Source organism: Pseudomonas sp. S32, assembly GCF_016648095.1.
In the GTDB taxonomy this organism is placed as follows: domain Bacteria; phylum Pseudomonadota; class Gammaproteobacteria; order Pseudomonadales; family Pseudomonadaceae; genus Aquipseudomonas; species Aquipseudomonas parafulva.
The window spans coordinates 71,179-90,554 of record NZ_JACVVF010000017.1 but is presented as its reverse complement, the minus strand read 5'-3'; the positions used below and the strand labels follow the sequence as shown (position 1 = coordinate 90,554).

Genomic DNA, 19,376 nt, shown 5'->3' with positions numbered 1-19,376 from the left:
TGCCTGCTGCGGTCGGCGTCGATTGTAATTAAGATGGGGCAGTGTTTCTTCTGCCAAGGTATCCAAACCGTGACTGCGAACAACCCGCTTCTGCAATCCCACGATCTGCCGCCCTTCTCGCAAATCCGTGCCGAACACGTGTTGCCGGCGATCGAAGCGATCCTGGCCGACAACCGTACAGCTATTGCCCAGATCCTGGAAACCCAGGGCAGCAACCCCACCTGGGCCGGCCTGGTACTGGCCATGGACGAACTCAACGACCGCCTGGGTGCGGCCTGGAGCCCGGTCAGCCACCTGAATGCGGTGTGCAACAGCCCGGAGCTGCGCGAGGCCTATGAGGCGTGCCTGCCGGCGCTGAGCGCCTATGCCACCGAGCTGGGGCAAAACCGTGCCCTGTTCGACGCCTACCAGGCGTTGGCTGCAAGCCCTGAGGCCAGCGGCTTCGACGTGGCGCAAAAAACCATCCTCGAACATGCGCTGCGTGACTTCCGCTTGTCGGGTATCGACCTGCCTGCAGACCAGCAGCAGCGCTACGCCCAGGTGCAAAGCAAGCTCAGCGAGCTGGGCAGCCGCTTCTCCAACCAGCTGCTCGATGCCACCCAGGCGTGGAGCAAGCACGTTACCGACGAAGCGGCCCTGGCCGGGCTGACCGACTCTGCCAAGGCGCAGATGGCTGCGGCTGCCCAGGCCAAGGGGCTCGATGGCTGGCTGATCACCCTGGAGTTCCCCAGCTACTACGCGGTGATGACCTACGCCAGCGACCGCGCACTGCGCGAAGAACTGTATGCCGCCTACTGCACCCGTGCCTCGGACCAGGGCCCGAATGCCGGCCAGTTCGACAATGGCCCGGTGATGCAGCAGATTCTTGACCTGCGCCAGGAGCTGGCCGAGCTGCTGGGCTACAAGAACTACGCAGAGCTGAGCCTGGCCACCAAAATGGCCGAGTCCAGCGACCAGGTGCTGAGCTTCCTGCGTGACCTGGCCAAGCGCTCCAAGCCATTCGCCGCCCAGGACCTCGCCCAGCTCAAGGCCTACGCGGCCGAGCAGGGTTGCCCCGAGCTGGCCAGTTGGGACGCCGGTTACTTTGGCGAGAAACTGCGCGAGCAGCGCTACAGCGTGTCCCAGGAAGCGCTGCGCGCCTACTTCCCCATCGACAAGGTGCTGGGTGGCCTGTTCAGCATCGTGCAGCGCCTGTACGGCATTGAAATCGCCGAGCTCAAGGGCTTCGATGCCTGGCACTCGGATGTTCGCCTGTTCGAGATCAAGGAAAACGGCCAGCACGTGGGCCGCTTCTTCTTCGACCTGTATGCCCGCGCCAACAAGCGCGGGGGCGCCTGGATGGACGGTGCCCGCGACCGCCGCCGCACCGCAGGTGGCCAGTTGCAGAGCCCGGTGGCCAACCTGGTGTGCAACTTCACCCCCGCGGCGCCTGGCAAGCCGGCGTTGCTTACCCATGACGAAGTCACCACGTTGTTCCATGAATTCGGCCATGGCCTGCACCACCTGCTGACCCGCATCGAGCATGCCGGTGTGTCGGGTATCAACGGTGTGGCCTGGGATGCCGTGGAGCTGCCCAGCCAGTTCATGGAAAACTGGTGCTGGGAGCCTGAGGGCCTGGCGTTGATCTCCGGCCATTACGAAACCGGCGAAGCCCTGCCCCAGGACCTGCTGGCCAAGATGCTGGCGGCCAAGAACTTCCAGTCGGGCATGATGATGGTGCGCCAGCTGGAGTTCTCGCTGTTCGACTTTGAGCTGCACTCCAGCCATGGCGACGGCCGCACGGTGCTGCAGGTGCTCGAAGGTGTGCGCGACGAAGTCACGGTGATGCGCCCGCCTGCGTACAACCGCTTCCCCAACAGCTTTGCCCATATATTTGCCGGCGGCTATGCGGCGGGCTATTACAGCTACAAATGGGCTGAAGTGCTGTCGGCCGATGCGTTCTCGCGGTTCGAGGAAGAAGGCGTGTTCAATGCCGAAACCGGCCGTGCGTTCCGCGAGGCGATCCTGGCCCGAGGCGGCTCGCGTGCGCCAATGGTGCTGTTCGTCGACTTCCGTGGCCGTGAGCCGTCCATCGATGCACTGCTGCGCCACAGCGGCCTCAGTGAAGAAGCGGCCGCATGAGTGAGGATGCCGTGAACAAGACCAAGAAGCGCTTCATTGCCGGGGCGGTATGCCCGGCCTGCAGCGAGCCGGACAAGCTGATGATGTGGAACGAAGACGGCGTACCTCACCGTGAGTGCGTGGCCTGTGGCTTTACCGACACCCTCAACGAGCAGGGCCTGTCGGTGCCCAGGGAACTGGGCACTCGGGTGAACCACCAAGCGCCCAAGGCCGCGCCGGCGAAGGTCCAGACCGTGCAGTTCTTCCCCAACCCCAAGCTGAAAAAGCCTGCTGAATGATCGCCGTACTGCCCGGGCGCAACGCCCGGGTAGTAGTTAATCGCGCCCTTCCCCGCTTGCCCCGCTGCACGCTGGCACGTTCCTGAAAACGAGCGAGTCAGAGCCTATGAGCAACCCCCTTCTGCAAGGCAGCGGTTCCGCTGTCGACTATCACGCTATCACCCTCGAAAACATGCAGGCCGCGTTCGACCATGTGCTGCATACCTATGGCCAGGGCGTTGAGCGGGTCATCGAACACCAGCAGGCCCTGCCCACCTGGGACGATCTGGTCCTGGCGGTCGACGGCCTGGATGCACAGCTACTGGGCGTGTTCTACGCAGCCTCGCCGTTGATAGGCAAGGATGCGGCATGGGCCGACGCTATTGTGCAGTTCTACCTCAACATGAATGCAGCCCTGAATACCCGGTATGGCAATGGCCGGCTGTTCGCGCTTTACGATCGGTTGGCTGCCAGCAACGTGGGGCGCAACCTCGATGCTCAGCAACGGGCTACGTTGCGCTGGCACCTTGAAAAGTTTCGTATCAGCGGGGCTTCCCTGTCGGCGCCGCACAAGCAACGGCTGCAACAATTGCAAGAGCAGATTACGGCGCTGGAGGAAGCGTTCCTGGGCAACATGGCAAGGCCGGGGCTGCTGATCGACAGCGTCGACCAACTGCGTGGCATTGCCGAACGGGGCCTGGCCGAGTTGGCGCTGCAAGCCCAGCAAAACGGTAGCGTAGGCTGGTTGATCTCATGTGAAGCCTGGGCCACCGACAAGGTGCTGGAAGAAGCTCAGGACCGGACTGTTCGCGAGCGTGCCTACCGCGCTTACCATGAGCGCGGCGTGCACACCGACCCTGAAAAAGACAACGCCAGCGTTTTGCAGCGTCTGGCAGCCTTGCGTCATGAGCGGGCGCAACTGCTCGGCTTCAGCAGCCACATGGCGCTGAGCCTGCAGCGCAAGAGCGCAGGCACGGAGCAACAGGTACGCCAGTTTCTACAGGCTTTGGCGGGTGGCATCGTACCTGCCGTGTTGCGCTGGCGTGCCGGGCTTGAGGCTGCGGCCCAGGCAGCGGGGCTTGAACAAGCCCAGCCCTGGGACAGGGATTTTCTGCAGGCGCAGGCCCGAAACGCTGCCCGGGTGCTATCCAATGACGCCGTGCGCGAGTTCTTCCCGCTCAGCGCGGTGGTCCGGGCTTTGCTCCAATTGGCGCAGCAGTTGTTCGGCCTGGAACTGCGCGCCGTGCGCCTACCTGCCTGGCATCCGAGCGTGCTCACGTTCGAGGCCTGGCAGGACCATGCGCTGCTTGGCCTGTTCTACCTCGACGCCGTCCAGCACCCTGGCAAGCAACCCGACGCCGTGTACACCACCTATGTGCATAACCGCCGCGTGGATGCCGAGGGTATCTACCAGCAAGCCGTGGTGATGATGTACAGCGACATCCCACCGGCCCCCGAGGGTGACGAGCCCCTGCTGGACCACCGCGCCTTGCGTAAAGTGTTCCATGAATTTGGCCATGCCCTGCACCACCTGCTGGTGCGCACGGGCAACCAGGTGCTGTCCAGTGTCAGCGAGCTGGGCACCGACGGCACTGAACTGCTGGGTAAGCTGTTCGAGCGCTGGGTCTGGAACGTGGATTACCTGGTGGCTATTTCAGCGCATCACCTTGATGACCGCCGCATCAGCCACGGGCAGATGCAGCGCTGCATCGAGCGCTACCAGCGTGAAGCCGTCGGCGAAACAGCACGCGACCTGAGCCTGGCATTGTTCGACCTGGATCTGCATGCCAACCCGAATGACGGCACAACCGTGCGCCAGCGGCTTGAGCACGCCCGTGAGCAATGTAGCTACTGGCCACTTGCCGCGTTTGAACACCCGGCTCACGCTTTCGATTACCTGGTCACTGGCTATGATGCGGGTTACTACGCCTACCTCTGGGCTGACGCCTGTGCGATGGACATCTTCGCCCGCTTCGAGCAGGTGGGCCTGCTTGATCGCGCCACCGGCCAGGCACTTCACCAGGCAGTGATCGCCCCCGGCGCCTCACGCCCCTTGCATGAGGGGTTGCAGGTGTTTCTGGGGCGCAAGCCAAGTGTGCAGCCGTATCTTCGGTGGCATGGCGTGGAGTGACGAGAGGGGCTGGTCACCGCCGATTTATCTCATTACTGTATATAAATACAGTAATGGGTATTGTCATGATTCCTCCATCAGCACAAAAGGGTCGGGGCACCGCGTGCAACCCGCATAACCGCTTCGCTTCCCACCAGTCGGTAGTGGAGGATGATGGCTGGCACCAGGAAGTGCCGCCAACCCAAGGCACGGAGGTAAGGGTAGAAATCGCCAAAACGGTGATCAGCCGCAACACCTCCCCCGACCTGCCTTTCGATCGCTCCATCAACCCCTACCGGGGCTGTGAGCACGGCTGTATCTACTGCTACGCCCGGCCCTCGCATGCCTATTGGGACCTCTCCCCCGGGCTGGACTTCGAAACCAAGCTGATTGCCAAGACCAACGCCGCCGAGGTGCTGGCGCAGCAGTTGAGCAAGCCAGGGTATGTCTGCGCACCCATCAACCTGGGGTCCAACACCGACCCTTACCAGCCCATCGAACGGGAGCAGATGCTCACCCGGCGGCTGCTGGAGGTGCTGCTGCGCTTTCGCCACCCGGTCACCATCGTCACCAAAGGTGCTTTGATCCTGCGAGACCTGGACCTGCTGGCAGAAATGGCCAGCCTTCGGTTGGTGCGGGTGATGATCAGCCTCACCACGCTGGACGCTGACCTCAAGCGGGTACTCGAGCCAAGGGCCGCCTCCCCGAATGCACGGTTGCGGGCGATACGGGTGCTGCGCGAGGCAGGTATCCCCGTGGGGGTGCTGTGCTCGCCGATCATCCCGATGATCAACGACAGCGAACTGGAGCAGCTGCTGGAGGCCGCCAGGCAAGCCGGTGCGCAAAGTGCTTCCTACATGATGCTACGCCTGCCACTGGAGGTGGCACCGTTGTTTGAGCAGTGGTTGCAGGACCACTACCCGCAGCGTGCCAGCCATGTACTAAGCCTGATTCGGCAAAGCCGAGGGGGTGAACTGTATGACAGCCGCTTTGGCACGCGGATGCGAGGTGAGGGGATTTTTGCCGAAATGCTGGCGCAGCGCTTCGCCAAGACCGTGCGCAGGCTGAACTTCGAGGGGCGGGACGCGCAGGTGCTTGACTGTTCACTTTTCAGCCCGCCTGGAGAGCAGCTGATATTATTTTGAACTTTATAAAGACCACAATGTCGCCGCGAAAGTGCGCAGTGATATCTAAGTGCCACTAAGCAGTGGCATATGGATGTCACCACGCGAAGTTTCCCCAGAAATTCCGCCAGGAGGTAGCGCTTCGCAACATTTTTGTCATGCAAACAGCAAGAAATAACCACGCTTAATTGTGAAGTGGTTCTAATTTTTGTTGATTTGTTGAATAGACAAGATGGTGGCAATTAGCTGTCTTTTTTTTCCCGCTCAGGCGTGGATCCCATATGCGGCGCGTGTTTCAGCGATGCTGGTGCTTTCGCGTCAGGGCACGACCGTGCCAGTTTTGTAGGAAAATGCTTACATGGCTGTAGGAGATTAACCATTTCGTTAGCAATTGTTGCTCGGGTAACCTGCGCGCCTTTGTGAAGCCCCTCTCATATCTCGAACAAATATCCCCAGCGCAGGCGACTTGTTTCGAGTGCCGAGGGTCTTTGATTCATCGACGGTCTGAAGACCTGCTCGAACAGCGAGCTCTAATTGCCTGCCCAACCGGGGAGGTAATAGTTAATTCATGGACGATAAGTGTGGAAATTGCAGAAACTGCCAGCCTGAAAGATCGCGCCAAGAAAAAGCTGGAGCGCGATGCCGGCCCGCTCATAATCGATGCCCTCAACGATCCACAGACCGTCGAACTGATGTGCAATGGCGACGGCAAACTCTGGCTTGAGAAGCTGGGCCAGCCGATGAAGCATATCGGTGACCTGCGCCCGGCACAGGCCGAGTCCATCATCAAGACCGTGGCCGGCTTCCATGGCAAGGAAGTGACCCGCACCAAGCCTTTGCTCGAAGGTGAATGGCCGTTGGATGGCTCGCGCTTCGCTGGCCAGCTTCCGCCCGTCGTCCGCGCCGCCACGTTTGCGATCCGTAAAAAGGCAGTGGCTATCTATACGCTGGACCAGTACGTCGAATCCGCGATCATGACGCCCGCTCAGTGCGACTCCATCAAGCGCGCCATCCGTGAGCACCGCAACATCCTGGTGATCGGTGGTACCGGTACCGGCAAGACCACCCTGGTCAACGCAGTCATCAACGAGATGGTCATCGAGTTCCCCAGCGAGCGCGTGTTCATCATCGAGGACACTGGCGAGATCCAGTGTGCGGCGAAGAATTTCGTGCAGTACCACACCACTGTCGACGTCAGCATGACCCACCTGCTCAAGACCTCGCTGCGTATGCGCCCTGATCGCATCCTGGTGGGCGAGGTGCGCGGTGAAGAGGCACTCGACCTGATCGATGCCTGGAACACCGGCCACCCGGGTGGCGCCGCGACCTTGCACGCCAACAGCGCCAGCGAAGGGCTGACCCGTCTGAAATCCCTGGTTTCCCGCAACAAGTCGGCCCCGGCCGACATCGAGCCGCTGATTGGCGAAGCGGTTCACGTCGTCATTTCCATCGCCAGAACCCCAGAAGGCCGCCGCATCCAGGAGATCCTCGAGGTTTCCGGGTATGAGGATGGCCGTTACATCACACGTAACCTTTAAGGAAACCACTGCTCATGCAAGCTATCTCGCTGCCCCGTTTCAACGCCCAAACGTTTGGCTATCTGGCCCTCTGCCTGCTGATGCTGTACGTGATGGTTACCCCGGAAAACGCTTTTGCATCCACCGCAGGCAGCGGCACGCTGCCCTATGAGAGCTGGTTGGAATCGCTGCGTAAGTCGGTAACGGGCCCGGTTGCCTTCGCGCTGTCGATCATTGGCATCGTTGTCGCTGGCGGCGTGTTGATCTTTGGTGGCGACCTGAACGGCTTCTTCCGCACCCTGATCTTCCTGGTGCTGGTAATGGCACTGATCGTGGGCGCCAACAACATCATGAGTAGCTTCTTCGGCACCAGTGCCGAGCTGGCCCAGTGGCTGCCAGTGATCGATTCCAGCCTGGCCCAAGGGCAGGTCTGAATCATGGCGCTGCGCACCATCCCCATCCGTCGTGCGGGCAACCGCGACAACCTGTTCATGGGCGGTGACCGCGAGCTGGTGATGTTCTCCGGCCTGCTGGCTTTCGCCCTGATCTTCAGCGCCCAGGAACTGCGCGCCACGATAGTCGGGCTGGTGCTGTGGTTTACCGGGCTGTTCATTCTGCGGGTGATGGCCAAGGCCGACCCGAAGATGCGCCCGGTGTACCTGCGTCATCGACGCTACAAGTCGTACTACCCGGCGCGTAGCACTCCGTATAGGGACAATCCTCCAAGTCAGGGAAATCAATACAAATGATCGAAGGTATTGCGTATGCCATCGCAGCCCTCGGTGCCTTGCTGGTCCTGCTGCTGGTCCAGCGTCTACTGCAGGTCGATGCCGAGCTCAAGCTGAAGAAGCACCGCTCGAAAGATGCCGGCCTGTCGGACCTGCTGAACCATGCGGCGCTGGTCGACGACGGCGTGATGGTGGGCAAGAACGGCGCCTTCATGGCGTCCTGGCTGTACCGCGGCGACGATAACGCCAGCAGCACCGAAGCCCAGCGCGAGCTGGTATCGCTTCGCATCAACCAGGCCCTGGCCGGGCTGGGCAGCGGCTGGATGATTCACGTCGATGCAGTGCGGCGCCCGGCGGTCAACTATTCCAGCCGAGGCTTTTCGCATTTCCCTGATCGGCTTACCGAGGCGATGGACGAAGAGCGCCGTGGCTTCTTTGAGTCCCTGGGCTCGCTCTACGAAGGTTATTTCGTTCTGACCTTGACGTTCTTCCCGCCGATGTTGGCGCAGCAGAAATTCGTCGAGTTGATGTTCGACGACGATACGCCACCGCCTGACCACAAGGCGCGTACGCGCAACCTCATCGAGCAGTTCAAGCGCGATTGCATGGGCGTAGAAGGCAGCCTGTCTTCGGTGCTGAAGCTCACCCGCCTGAAAGCCAACGCGCTTGTGACCGAAGAGGGTGCTCAGATCACCCATGATGACTTGCTGAGCTGGGTACAGTTTTGTATCACGGGCATCAGCCAGCCGGTGCAATTGCCCAGCAACCCCATGTACCTGGATGCCATTCTTGGCGGCAAGGAACTGTGGGGCGGCGTGGTGCCAAAAATCGGCCGCAACTTTATTCAGGTGGTGGCAATCGAGGGGTTCCCACTGGAGTCGGCGCCCGGTGTGCTGGCCGCGTTGGCCGAACTGCCGTGCGAGTACCGCTGGAACAGCCGCTTCATCTTCATGGATACGCACGAAGCGGTGCAGCACCTGGAAAAGTACCGCAAAAAATGGAAACAGAAGGTCCGAGGCTTCTTCGACCAGGTATTCAACACCAACAATGGCAACATCGACCAGGATGCGCTCTCGATGGTGCAGGATGCCGCTGACGCGATTGCCGAGGTCAATAGTGGCTTGGTCGCGCAGGGTTACTACACCAGCGTGGTAGTGCTGATGGACGAAGACCGTCAGCAGCTTGAAGAGGCTGCACGCAGCGTCGAGAAAGCTATCGAACGCTTGGGCTTCGCCGCCCGCATCGAAACTATCAACACCTTGGATGCCTTCTTCGGCAGCCTTCCCGGTCACGGTGTGGAAAACGTCCGTCGGCCGTTGATCAATACGCTCAACCTGGCTGACATGCTGCCCACCAGCAGTATTTGGACAGGCAGTGCCGAAGCGCCGTGCCCGCTCTACCCGCCATTGTCACCGGCGCTGATGCACTGCGTGACCAGCGGGGCCACACCGTTCCGCCTGAACCTGCACGTGCGTGACCTTGGCCACACCTTCATGTTCGGCCCGACCGGTGCGGGCAAGTCCACGCACCTGGCGCTGATCGCCGCCCAGTTGCGTCGTTACAAGGGCATGTCGATCTTCGCCTTCGACAAGGGTATGTCCATGTACCCGCTGGCGGCCGGTATTCGTGCCGAAAGCAATGGCGAGTCCGGCCGCCACTTCACCGTGGCAGCAGACGATGAGCGCCTGGCGTTCTGCCCGCTGCAGTTCCTTGAGACCAAGGGCGACCGCGCCTGGGCCATGGAATGGATGGACACCATTCTGGCGCTCAACGGCCTGGAAACCACCGCTGCGCAGCGTAACGAAATCGGCCACGCAGTAATGAGCATGTACCGTGACGGTTCGCGCACGTTGTCTGAATTCTGCCTGGTGGTACAGGACGAAAGCGTGCGGGAAACCCTGCGCCAGTACACGGTCGACGGCACCATGGGTCACCTGCTCGATGCGGATGAGGATGGCCTGGCCCTGTCCGATTTCACTGTGTTCGAGATCGAAGAGCTGATGAACCTGGGCGACAAGTACGCCCTGCCGGTACTGCTGTACCTGTTCCGCCGCATCGAGTGCGCCCTCAAGGGCCAGCCGGCGGTAATCATTCTTGACGAAGCCTGGCTGATGCTCGGCCACCCGGCCTTCCGCGAGAAGATTCGCGAGTGGCTCAAGGTTCTGCGTAAAGCCAACTGCCTGGTACTGATGGCTACCCAAAGCCTCTCGGACGCCGCCAACTCGGGCATCCTCGATGTCATCGTCGAGTCGACAGCCACCAAGATCTTCCTGCCCAACGTGTATGCCCGTGACGAAGACACTTCGTTGTTGTACCGGCGCATGGGGCTGAACGCGCGCCAGATCGAGATCCTCGCCACCGCCGTGCCCAAGCGCCAGTACTACTACGTGTCGGAAAACGGCCGTCGTCTCTACGACCTTGCCCTTGGCCCACTGGCCCTGGCCTTTGTCGGCGCATCCGACAAAGAGTCGGTGGCTGCGATCAAGCGCCTGGAAGCCAAGTACGGCAATGGCTGGGTGAACGAATGGCTGGCCGCCCGTGGCCTCAGACTGAATGATTATGGAGTGGCCGCATGAGCCTCGCTGAACGCTTGAAGGCGATGGTGCAAAAACGCCCCGCCGAATCTGCAGAACCTGGCATGAGCTCCCCGTCGCCGAAAGGCGCGGCGCTTGATAACCCGTACCTGACCGCCCGACGCACCTGGAACGATCACGTTGGCAGCGTAGTGACATCGCGCCTGATGTGGCAGGTGGTCGCCATCCTGTCGATGATGATTGCGCTGGCTTGCGTCGGTGGGCTGATCCACATCGGCAGCCAGTCCAAGTTCGTGCCTTACGTGGTCGAAGTGGACAAGTTGGGCCAGCCGCTGGCAGTAGCGCCGGCGCAAGTAGCGCAGGCGGTCGACCAGCGTGTAGTGAAATCCCAGGTGGCCGGCTTTATCGCCGATGCCCGTACCGTTACCCCCGACGTAGCCCTGTTGCGCAAGTCGATCTTCCGCATCTATGCCTTGCTCGGGCAGAACGACCCGGCCACGCAAAAAATGAACGAATGGCTGAACGGCACCAAGGAATCGAGCCCGTTCGTGCGCGCTGCGGACGAAACCGTCAGTGTCGATATCCGCTCGGTCATGCAGCAGACGCCCGAGACCTGGCAGGTGGACTGGGAAGAAATTACCCGTGACCGCCAAGGCCTGGTCAAGAGCAAGGCCAACTGGCGTGCCCTGGTGACCACTTACATCGCCGAACCCACCACTCAAACCAGCGAAGAGCAACTACGGATGAACCCGATCGGGACCTATGTGCGCGACTTCTCCTGGTCCAAGCAACTTTGAAGGACCGACCATGAACCGTTATCTTTGCGCTTTGCTCGCCGCCGCACTGCCTGCGTTCGTTCAGGCCGCGCCCGGCACCAGTCAGGCTGACCTGTATTTCTCCGACGCCAACCCTACCCTGACCCCGCAGGAAAAGGCCGCCCTGGCCATTTCCCAGCGCTGGCAGCAGGCCAGTGCCACTGGCATCAAACCGGTGGACGGTGGTGACGGTACCGCGCGCTTCATCTTCGGTGCACAGCAGCCGAGCGTCGTCTGCGCAGTACTGCAGGTGTGCGACATCGCCCTGCAGGCCGGCGAACAGGTCAACTCGATCAACCTGGGCGACACCGCACGCTGGACCGTCGAGCCTGCCATCACTGGCGCCGGCCCGAGCGAAGTGCAGCACCTGATCATCAAGCCCATGGATGTGGGCCTGGAAACGTCGCTGGTGGTGACCACCAACCGCCGCACCTACCACTTCAAGCTGCGCTCGCACCGTACCCAGTACATGCCGCAAGTGGCCTTCACCTACCCGGAGGAAGCACTGGCCAAGTGGAACCTGATCAAGCAGCGCGAAACCACCGAACGCAAGCGCTCCACTATTCCCGAGACTGGCGAGTACCTGGGCAACCTGAGCTTCGACTACACCGTTGAGGGCGATACGTCCTGGAAGCCGGTACGGGTTTATAACGACGGCAGCAAGACCATCATCCAGATGCCGCAGACCGTTGCCCAGACCGAAGCACCGTCGTTGATGGTGGTGCGCAAGGACGGCGGCTGGTTCCGCGATGACGAGACGGTGATGGTCAACTACCGCGTTCAGGGTGACCGCTACATCGTCGACACCGTGTTCGACAAGGCCATCCTGATTGCCGGTGTCGGCAAGTCTCAGGACCGCATCACCATCAAGCGGGGGAAATGAGCATGCGCGCTTGCCTAGCACTGTTCGCCACCCTGTGGCTGGCTGCCTGCGCCAATGGGCCGTACGGCAATTTCGCCGAACGCACCTCGCCGGCAGTCAACCAGCAACTGGCGCAGGCCACCGTGCGCCAGCTGGCGGTGGTGCATCCGCCGGCCAGCACGCGCCTGCGCCTGGCCCAGGAAACCAACGACGGCTATGGCGTGGCGCTGTTGAGCACGCTGCGTGCGTCGGGTTATTCCGTGCAGGAGTTCGACCCCAAGGCGCAGCCTGCGCCTGTGGCACGCGGCGTGGTGCCGCCATTGCCGGTCAACTATGTAGTCGACACCCCCAAGGACACCCAGTTGATCCGGGTGATTCTGCGTGTCGGCCCAGAAACCCTGAGCCGTGCCTACGGTGTGCAGAACGACCGTCTGCTGGCCGCGGGTGCTTGGGTTCGCAAGGAGTAACGCGGCATGAGTAAAGCGAACGACGCCATGTCCCCAGACGCTTCCCCCGGCAAGCTGAACCGCAGCAGCGGTGTGCGCCGGGTGAACAACTGGCCGATGTACATCATCGGCGGTGCGGCTGCCATTTTTTTGCTGATCATGATCATGGTGGCATCGGATCGGGCCAACCAGCAGCATGAGCCTGAAGACAAGAAAAAGGAGAAAACCGGTAACAGCAGCCTGTTTGCCAATCAGATCAGCGGTATGGATTCTGATGGCATCATCCCAAGCAAGGCCGAGCCGCCTGTTGTACCGGCGCTGAATAACGCGCCTGTACAGGAACCAGAGCGTTTGCAGGTGGTGCGCCCGGACAACCTTGATGCGCCACCGTTGCCACCCCGTGGCGGGCAACCTGATATGAATGCCGAGGAGCTGGAGCGTATTCGGCGCATGAAAGCGCAGCAGTTCCAGGAGGCGGTACAAGCCAAGAGTACCGTTCAGGTTCAGGCGCCGCGCAGCGTCGGGTCCTCCCGCCCCGCAAACGGGCCGCTCGGGCCAGAGGACACGCTCGCGAATATTGCAGCTGCACGCCAACGTTTGTACGAGCAATCGCGTAGTGATCCCAACAGTGCCTTCCGAGCGCGACTGGCTGAATTGCGCCAGGGCGGTATGGGTACAGGTGGAGGCGGCGCCGATGGCCTTGGTGACACGCCTTTCCGTGCTGCCGCTTCAGCATCGCGCGAGAAGGGCTTCGATCAGTTCAACGGCGCTGACGGTGAAGACCGCTGGGCACTGGATGCCAAGCTGCAGGCGCCACGCAGCCCGTATGAGTTGCGTGCCGGCTTTGTGATCCCCGCCATGCTCGTATCCGGTATCAACTCTGACCTGCCGGGGCAGATCATTGGCCAGGTCACCCAAAGCGTTTACGACACGGCTACGGGTAAACATCTGCTCGTCCCGCAAGGTGCTCGGCTGGTCGGCTCCTACTCCAGCGATGTGGCCTACGGGCAGGCACGAGTACTCGTGGCTTGGCAGCGCATTGTCTTCCCAGACGGCAAGGCAATGGATATTGGCGCTATGCCAGGTGCCGACGGGATCGGCTATTCCGGCCTCAACGACAAGGTCAACAATCACTATGTGCGGGTGTTCGGGTCGGCATTGCTGATGTCAGGCGTGGTGGCGGGTATCAGCTTGAGCCAGGACCGTAATACCAATAGCAGCTTTGGTGGCGGCAACCAGCGCGAGAGTGCCAGCAGTGCCATGAGTGAGGCTTTGGGCCAACAGTTGGGCCAGGTCACGGCACAGATGATTGCTAAAAACCTGAATATCGCCCCGACCTTGGAAATTCGCCCAGGGTTCAGGTTCAACGTGATGGTGACCAAGGACCTGACGTTCTCCAAACCGTATCAAGCGTTTGACTACTGATGAAAAGCACAAGGAGAGGAATATGACTAAGCCTACCCTTTTAAAACCGGCTGTGGGGTTGCTGGCAGGTATCGGGTTCACCCTGCAGGCTTACGCGGGGATTCCCGTTATCGACGGCGCGAATGTCGCGCTCAATCAGGTGACTTCTATCGAGAGCATTGCGCAGACGGCAAAGCAGATCGAGGAATACGCCACGCAGATGAACCAGTACCGGACACAGTTGGACCAGTATGAAAATATGGTCAAGAATACGGTCGCCCCTGCTGCCTACATCTGGGATGAGGCCAATTCCACGATCAACAAGTTGATGCATGCGCAAGACATGCTTGACTACTACACCAATCAGGCGGGCAGCTTCGAGTCGTACTTGGATAAGTTCCAGGATACGAATTACTACAGAAGCTCGCCTTGTTTTGGCAGTGGTGGGTGTACAGCAGCCGATGAGGCGGCGCTGCAAAAACAGCAGGAGTTGGCCTCCACCTCCCAAAAAAATGCCAATGATGGGCTGTTTAAGAGCATCAAACAGCAGCAAGATAACCTGAAGTCCGATGCGCGCCAACTTGAGAGACTCCAGCAGGCAGCGACCACGGCCGATGGTCAGGTCAAAGCGATTCAATATGCCAATCAGCTCTCCAGTCAGCAAGCTAACCAGTTGCTGCAACTGCGTATGCTCATGCTGGCGCAACAGACAGCAGAAGCCAACCGTCATGCGGCTGAGCTTGATGAGCGGGCTCGCGGTGAAGCTCAAAATCGTCGGCTGACAGAGTGGACGTTTAAAAAGAGCCCTAAAGATGATTTTTAATGGAGGATGTATGAAATTTTTAAACTGTAGAGCAGGTGCATTGATGGCCGCTGCGGCCTTGTTGACAGGGTGCTTCAGCGAAACCGTCCCGCAAGCTACCGCAGAAAACTGCTCGCCCGTCATGTATGAAAAAGTATTGGCTGGGCTGTCCAAAGAGTCGAGCAAGAACGAGTTCAAGACAAACTGTCATAGTTTGCTAGAGTCCAAAAAATTGACGGATTGGACGTTTAAGAAAAGTCCGAAAGACGATTTCTAGTAAGGAATGGGCTACATGCTTGGTAAGCGTCGGGATTTGATTATAAATGCCTTGGTAATTTTCGCCATTTTGTCAGTCCCGACGCTTGCTCAGGCAGCAAGTGCCGAACTGGAAAGCTCGGGGATCATGAATGAGGTGCTTCATCGTTTTAATAATGCAACCAGCAAATGGTTACCCGCGATTCAGGCGGCTGCCGAGCGCCTATTTTTAGCACTGGCCGTCATCTCCATGGTCTGGACGTTCGGCTTGATGCTGATGAGAAAAGCAGACATTGGTGAATTTTTCGCAGAGTTCATCCGCTTTCTCGTGGTGTTCGGGTTCTTCTGGTGGCTGTTAACGAACGCAATGGGCGGCCTGCAACTTGCTGACACGATGGTAAAGTCGTTAAGTCAGTTAGGATCAACGGCGGGCAAACTCGGAACGACGGATCTTCAGCCTTCGAGTATCGTCGATTTAGGCTTTGAGCTCTATGATCGCACTGTAAAAGCGACGGATAAACTCAGCTGGTATCAAATGGGGCGCCAGATAACCATGGAGCTCATGGCGATCGTTGTATTGCTCGTCCTCGCTGTTGTAGGGATTAACCTGCTGGTCTTACTGGCGTCCAGTTGGTTTTTGCTGTATGCCGGTGTGTTCTTTCTGGGGTTTGGAGGGTCGCGCTGGACATCTGATATAGCGCTGAACTACTACAGGGCTGTGCTGGGCGTAGCCGCTCAGCTATTTGCCATGGTGCTTCTGATTGCCATCGGCAAAGATTTCATCGAAGAGTTCTCGAGTCGAATCAGCGAGAAGATGTCGGTGCAAGAGCTGGCTGTCATGCTCGTAGTTTCTGTTCTCCTGCTGTTACTAGTTAACAAGATCCCGCCGATGATTGCGTCGCTGGTTGGCGGCGCGGGTGGGGCATCCATGGGCATCGGCAACTTCAGTGCCGGCGCAATGGTTGGGGCAGCAACAACTGCCGTCTCAATGGCAGGCCAGGCTGCTTCGGCAATGGCCAGCGGTGGCGCAAGCATGGTTGGAGGCGCGCAGGCTGTCCATTCTGCATTCAAAGGTGCGCAGGCAAGCGTCGCTTCGGGCTCAGATATCGGCTCCCGTATGGCAGGGATGTTGGGTGGCGGTTCAGGCGGCGGCTCGGGCGGAGGTCAAAGTGGGGGGCAAGGCGGTGCGTCTGGCGGCTCTAGCTCCAGTCCATTAGGTTCCGTCATGGGGTTGTCCGCTGGCTCAGGTGGAGGCAGCGTACAAAGTGCCTCGTCGGGCGGTGGTGAGCAGTCTTCATCTGGCGGCGACAATGACGCTGGTGCTTCATCAGGTGGTGGTGCGCAGGACTCATCAGGTGATAGCGGCGCAGGCTCCGGAGGCGGTGACTCCGGCGGCACGGGGGGCGGCACCTCGGGCTCCGATCAGGGCGCATCCACTGCAAGTGGGTCTAGCTCCAAGGAAGGATCAAATCGCGATGGCGGCAGCGCTGACTCGTCTTCATCGAGCAAGCTGGGCACCGCCGGGCGCGTGGCATTGCAAACGGCAGCCAACCTCGCGTCTGGTGTGGGCCGCGCGGCGCAAGCCCGTATCGACCAAACGGCAGGTGGCCGGCTCGCCCACTCAATCGCTAACAGCGGTTCCAATGGCGGTAAGGCCCCCAGCGGAAACCTGGACACTCGGTCCAACAGCCGGGAGTTCAACCCTGACGCAGAAGTGAAGAGCTTCAGCGAACGTAAACAAGACCTTACCTGAGCCGGAGTACCATCATGATTAACACCAAACGCTCATCTACTGCTCTCTTAGCTGCCGCGCTTGCCTTCATGGTTGCAGGGCCTGCTCAGGCAGGCGATCCGTGCGAAACAGTGCTGTGCATGTTCGGCAAGTTGAAAGGGGCTGGCGTGGTCGAAAACTGCGACGGCCCAGTTGCCGACTATTTCAATATCGTCAAAAAGAAGAGAGGCAAGATCAAGTTGGACCGCACGGCAGATGCCCGCCAGTCGTTCCTCGACAGTTGCCCTGACGCTGACCCCGACGCGACCAAGAAAATCAACAAAAAATTCGGCAAAGTGATCTAGGGCCTGCCGTCATGCCGATCGACGTCCCCCCGGTATTACCGCCACTGGATGAGCCAGTCGTCTGTTCCATCATGGCAGCCGTAAAATATGAGCTGCCCGTGAACATCGTGCTGGCAGTCGCGGCCCAGGAAGGCGGTAAGCCGGGCCAGTGGGTGCGCAACAGCAACGGCACCTACGACGTGGGCCCCATGCAGTTCAATACCAGCTACCTGCGCGAGCTCTCGCGTTACGGCATCACCCCGCAGGACGTCGAGCAAGGCGGTTGCTACGCTTACGAACTGGCCGCCTGGCGCTTGCGCGGTCATGTGCGCAACGACCGTGGCGACTTGTGGACGCGGGTGGCCAACTATCACTCGCGCACGCCCACAATCAACGCCCGCTATCGCCAGCAGGTGATGCGCCGCGCGGCCTGGTGGGCTGACTGGCTGGATGAGCGCTTTGCCACACAGCAGGTGGCGCAAGGCGCAGTGTTCTCCGGCGCCCCCAGCGAAACGCCGGCCTCGGCGGTTGAGACGACGACTGTAGTAAAGGCCACTGCAGAGCCGCGGGCTGTTACAACACAACCTGCTGCTACGTCAGCTTATGTGCCTCGTGGGCTGGTCATGGGGGGCAGGTGATGACTTTGGAGTGGTACGGGCGCCGAGAAGAGGACGCGCATCGTTGCTTTTATCGGGCCGGTGGCTGGAAAGCCCGATACTACTTACGACGTATGCCGCTGTGAGCAGGCGTCGTTCCGACGGCGCCTACGCCTGGTTGCCCCTCCCATTTTTAGGCTAAGGAGATAAATTGAACGGTGTAATGGGCAATGCACGCACAATCGCTGCTTTGAAGGGTCTTCAGCATCTCAAACGATGGTCCCATGTGTGCTTGAGATCCCTTGTAGCTTTCTTGATTGGAGCTTGCTTGGTGCTGCCCGCTACCTCTTTTGCCCTTCAAAATATGGAAACCGTCATGCCCGATACCCGCACTGATTCGAAACTACCTAAAGGCGTATTCCCTCCGATGCCTGGTTATACCAATGAGGAACTGGCGACGGCCGCTTGCCAAGAAGTAGACGTGGTCCTGAAGGAGAGTAACATTGATCCAACGCTCGCACGTGAAACGCTCTTTGATCTGTTTAATCATCTGAATAAAGCTTTCACTACACGGAACGTGGACTATCAAGTCTCTACGTGGTATCAGAAACCTTATGATGACCCCTCGGCCCGCGCCGAAAGCGTTAATGCTATGGCTAAAGAATTTAATGCTTATGCGGTGAGGGCGGCAGGAGAGTCGTTGATTAACTCTCCCTTGAAACATATGGATGACGCCTTTATACGTCGCTATCTGTCAAGTGCTGGCGCTGGCGTTCAGGGACTTATTGAAACGCTCAATCTGTCTAGTAATTGAGTCGGAGAGGCGTCTAGGTTTAAGTGGCGTTCATAAGTATATGACATACGTAAAGCGCTACGTTTTAATGTGTAATCCGATGGCGCCGGGAATAACGAAAAATTTGGATTTTCCTAAAGGCGCCGTTGAAGAGAAGCCATGAATCGCAAATCTGCCTTCGACTAATCAAGGAATCATCATGAAACAACTCCAGCCATCAGCTAGCTTGAACCCCTCTACCGCCTGTTCGAATACTCGCGTCCTAGCGGTTAGTTTGATCGGTATCCAGAGAAGCCGGCCACCGCTACGCCTGAATGCGCTGGGCTCATTAATCCTTGGAGCCTGTTTGCTCCTGCCTCTCACGTCATCTGCGCTCCACGCCAAGGAGATTTCCGTGCAAGAAAACCAGAGCAAATACCAACCGTACACCCCAGGCATGAAGCTGCCTGATGGCGTGTTCCCACCCATGCAGGGTTATACCCATGCTGATCTGATCGCCGCTGCGCAGTTACGCGTCGAGGCTTACCTGAAGACGCATGCTGTCGATTCTACTTTGGCGCGGGAATCTCTGATCGCATTGGCGACTCATATGAACGAAAAATTTGAGCGTGAGGGGGTGGAGTATCAGGTATCGAGCTGGTACCAGAAACCTTATGACGATCCTCAAGCGCGCGCTAGAAGTGTCAAGGCCATGAGTGAAGAGTATGGGTCGGCCGCCGTTGAGGCAGCGTCTGAGTCATTGGCGGGTTCGCCACTGCTTCACGAAGGCCGGGAATTCTACAAGGGCTATATCGGTGCTGCAGGCGAAGCCGTGCGCGATGTGATTATCACCTTGAACAATCAAGGCGCCTGATCGTACCCATGCAGTATGCACTCGGGCCACCCTCTTGTACTGGAGGCATGCCGAGGGCGGATCAGTCAGGCAGCCGGAAATGGCGTGCATGGACCTGATCGTAA

19 protein-coding genes are annotated in these 19,376 nt (G+C 59.5%); all 19 read left to right on the top strand.

Features of this window, described 5'->3' with window-relative positions; translation table 11 throughout:
• Positions 1-69 precede the first annotated feature (69 nt).
• The 19 genes from prlC to IAE38_RS11875 all read left to right on the top strand — a co-directional run bounded on the left by prlC (position 70) and on the right by IAE38_RS11875 (position 19,272).
• Positions 70-2,121 (top strand): oligopeptidase A, encoded by a 2,052-nt coding sequence (gene prlC / locus IAE38_RS11965; RefSeq protein WP_328822892.1) that lies wholly within the window; start codon positions 70-72, stop codon positions 2,119-2,121.
• Positions 2,118-2,399, top strand: a complete 282-nt coding sequence (locus IAE38_RS11960) for a YheV family putative zinc ribbon protein (protein WP_028633148.1) — start codon at positions 2,118-2,120, stop codon at positions 2,397-2,399. The genes prlC and IAE38_RS11960 overlap by 4 nt, the downstream gene beginning before the upstream one ends.
• A gap of 106 nt (positions 2,400-2,505) precedes the next feature.
• Positions 2,506-4,509 carry a M3 family metallopeptidase gene (locus IAE38_RS11955; protein ID WP_201217705.1) on the top strand — a complete coding sequence of 668 codons (2,004 nt, stop codon included), beginning with the start codon at positions 2,506-2,508 and terminating at the stop codon, positions 4,507-4,509.
• 65 nt (positions 4,510-4,574) lie between these two features.
• On the top strand, positions 4,575-5,633 hold the full coding sequence (locus tag IAE38_RS11950; RefSeq protein ID WP_201217704.1) for a PA0069 family radical SAM protein: 1,059 nt from the start codon (positions 4,575-4,577) through the stop codon (positions 5,631-5,633).
• A gap of 560 nt (positions 5,634-6,193) precedes the next feature.
• Entirely contained in the window at positions 6,194-7,150 is a 957-nt protein-coding gene (trbB, locus tag IAE38_RS11945; RefSeq protein WP_156333194.1) for a P-type conjugative transfer ATPase TrbB, read from the top strand.
• A gap of 14 nt (positions 7,151-7,164) precedes the next feature.
• The gene (gene trbC, locus IAE38_RS11940) at positions 7,165-7,563 is read left to right on the top strand and encodes a conjugal transfer system pilin TrbC (RefSeq protein WP_201163432.1); all 399 of its coding nucleotides are present in this window, start codon (positions 7,165-7,167) and stop codon (positions 7,561-7,563) included.
• Positions 7,564-7,566: 3 nt separating this feature from the next.
• Positions 7,567-7,878 carry a conjugal transfer protein TrbD gene (locus IAE38_RS11935; RefSeq protein ID WP_201163431.1) on the top strand — a complete coding sequence of 104 codons (312 nt, stop codon included), beginning with the start codon at positions 7,567-7,569 and terminating at the stop codon, positions 7,876-7,878.
• On the top strand, positions 7,875-10,433 hold the full coding sequence (locus IAE38_RS11930) for a VirB4 family type IV secretion/conjugal transfer ATPase (RefSeq protein ID WP_201163430.1): 2,559 nt from the start codon (positions 7,875-7,877) through the stop codon (positions 10,431-10,433). The genes IAE38_RS11935 and IAE38_RS11930 overlap by 4 nt, the downstream gene beginning before the upstream one ends.
• The gene (locus IAE38_RS11925) at positions 10,430-11,188 is read left to right on the top strand and encodes a VirB8/TrbF family protein (protein WP_201163429.1); all 759 of its coding nucleotides are present in this window, start codon (positions 10,430-10,432) and stop codon (positions 11,186-11,188) included. The genes IAE38_RS11930 and IAE38_RS11925 overlap by 4 nt, the downstream gene beginning before the upstream one ends.
• A gap of 10 nt (positions 11,189-11,198) precedes the next feature.
• Positions 11,199-12,089, top strand: a complete 891-nt coding sequence (trbG, locus tag IAE38_RS11920) for a P-type conjugative transfer protein TrbG (protein WP_201163428.1) — start codon at positions 11,199-11,201, stop codon at positions 12,087-12,089.
• A gap of 2 nt (positions 12,090-12,091) precedes the next feature.
• A complete protein-coding gene (locus IAE38_RS11915; RefSeq protein ID WP_236403921.1) occupies positions 12,092-12,535 on the top strand; it encodes a conjugal transfer protein TrbH in 444 nt (147 codons plus the stop codon).
• A gap of 81 nt (positions 12,536-12,616) precedes the next feature.
• Complete coding sequence (locus IAE38_RS11910) at positions 12,617-13,939, top strand: TrbI/VirB10 family protein (RefSeq protein WP_328804846.1); 1,323 nt, start codon at positions 12,617-12,619, stop codon at positions 13,937-13,939.
• 22 nt (positions 13,940-13,961) lie between these two features.
• A complete protein-coding gene (gene trbJ, locus IAE38_RS11905; RefSeq protein ID WP_201163426.1) occupies positions 13,962-14,741 on the top strand; it encodes a P-type conjugative transfer protein TrbJ in 780 nt (259 codons plus the stop codon).
• 10 nt (positions 14,742-14,751) lie between these two features.
• Positions 14,752-14,997 carry an entry exclusion lipoprotein TrbK gene (gene trbK, locus IAE38_RS11900; RefSeq protein ID WP_236403919.1) on the top strand — a complete coding sequence of 82 codons (246 nt, stop codon included), beginning with the start codon at positions 14,752-14,754 and terminating at the stop codon, positions 14,995-14,997.
• A gap of 15 nt (positions 14,998-15,012) precedes the next feature.
• Positions 15,013-16,728 carry a P-type conjugative transfer protein TrbL gene (trbL, locus tag IAE38_RS11895; protein WP_201163425.1) on the top strand — a complete coding sequence of 572 codons (1,716 nt, stop codon included), beginning with the start codon at positions 15,013-15,015 and terminating at the stop codon, positions 16,726-16,728.
• 14 nt (positions 16,729-16,742) lie between these two features.
• Positions 16,743-17,051: a TrbM/KikA/MpfK family conjugal transfer protein gene (locus IAE38_RS11890; protein ID WP_236403917.1), complete on the top strand. Its 309-nt coding sequence runs from the start codon at positions 16,743-16,745 to the stop codon at positions 17,049-17,051.
• 11 nt (positions 17,052-17,062) lie between these two features.
• Entirely contained in the window at positions 17,063-17,668 is a 606-nt protein-coding gene (locus IAE38_RS11885; protein WP_201217702.1) for a transglycosylase SLT domain-containing protein, read from the top strand.
• A 334-nt stretch (positions 17,669-18,002) separates the two neighbouring features.
• Complete coding sequence (locus IAE38_RS11880; RefSeq protein ID WP_201217700.1) at positions 18,003-18,440, top strand: hypothetical protein; 438 nt, start codon at positions 18,003-18,005, stop codon at positions 18,438-18,440.
• A 373-nt stretch (positions 18,441-18,813) separates the two neighbouring features.
• Complete coding sequence (locus IAE38_RS11875; RefSeq protein WP_328804845.1) at positions 18,814-19,272, top strand: hypothetical protein; 459 nt, start codon at positions 18,814-18,816, stop codon at positions 19,270-19,272.
• The last annotated feature ends 104 nt before the right edge of the window (positions 19,273-19,376 follow it).

Coding starts and splice junctions, on each gene's coding strand:
- IAE38_RS11960 (WP_028633148.1), top strand. CDS start 2,118: ATGAGTGAGGATGCCGTGAACAAGACCAAGAAGCGCTTCATTGCCGGG.
- IAE38_RS11955 (WP_201217705.1), top strand. CDS start 2,506: ATGAGCAACCCCCTTCTGCAAGGCAGCGGTTCCGCTGTCGACTATCAC.
- IAE38_RS11950 (WP_201217704.1), top strand. CDS start 4,575: ATGATTCCTCCATCAGCACAAAAGGGTCGGGGCACCGCGTGCAACCCG.
- trbC (WP_201163432.1), top strand. CDS start 7,165: ATGCAAGCTATCTCGCTGCCCCGTTTCAACGCCCAAACGTTTGGCTAT.
- IAE38_RS11935 (WP_201163431.1), top strand. CDS start 7,567: ATGGCGCTGCGCACCATCCCCATCCGTCGTGCGGGCAACCGCGACAAC.
- IAE38_RS11930 (WP_201163430.1), top strand. CDS start 7,875: ATGATCGAAGGTATTGCGTATGCCATCGCAGCCCTCGGTGCCTTGCTG.
- IAE38_RS11925 (WP_201163429.1), top strand. CDS start 10,430: ATGAGCCTCGCTGAACGCTTGAAGGCGATGGTGCAAAAACGCCCCGCC.
- trbG (WP_201163428.1), top strand. CDS start 11,199: ATGAACCGTTATCTTTGCGCTTTGCTCGCCGCCGCACTGCCTGCGTTC.
- IAE38_RS11915 (WP_236403921.1), top strand. CDS start 12,092: ATGCGCGCTTGCCTAGCACTGTTCGCCACCCTGTGGCTGGCTGCCTGC.
- trbJ (WP_201163426.1), top strand. CDS start 13,962: ATGACTAAGCCTACCCTTTTAAAACCGGCTGTGGGGTTGCTGGCAGGT.
- trbK (WP_236403919.1), top strand. CDS start 14,752: ATGAAATTTTTAAACTGTAGAGCAGGTGCATTGATGGCCGCTGCGGCC.
- trbL (WP_201163425.1), top strand. CDS start 15,013: ATGCTTGGTAAGCGTCGGGATTTGATTATAAATGCCTTGGTAATTTTC.
- IAE38_RS11890 (WP_236403917.1), top strand. CDS start 16,743: ATGATTAACACCAAACGCTCATCTACTGCTCTCTTAGCTGCCGCGCTT.
- IAE38_RS11885 (WP_201217702.1), top strand. CDS start 17,063: ATGCCGATCGACGTCCCCCCGGTATTACCGCCACTGGATGAGCCAGTC.
- IAE38_RS11880 (WP_201217700.1), top strand. CDS start 18,003: ATGCCCGATACCCGCACTGATTCGAAACTACCTAAAGGCGTATTCCCT.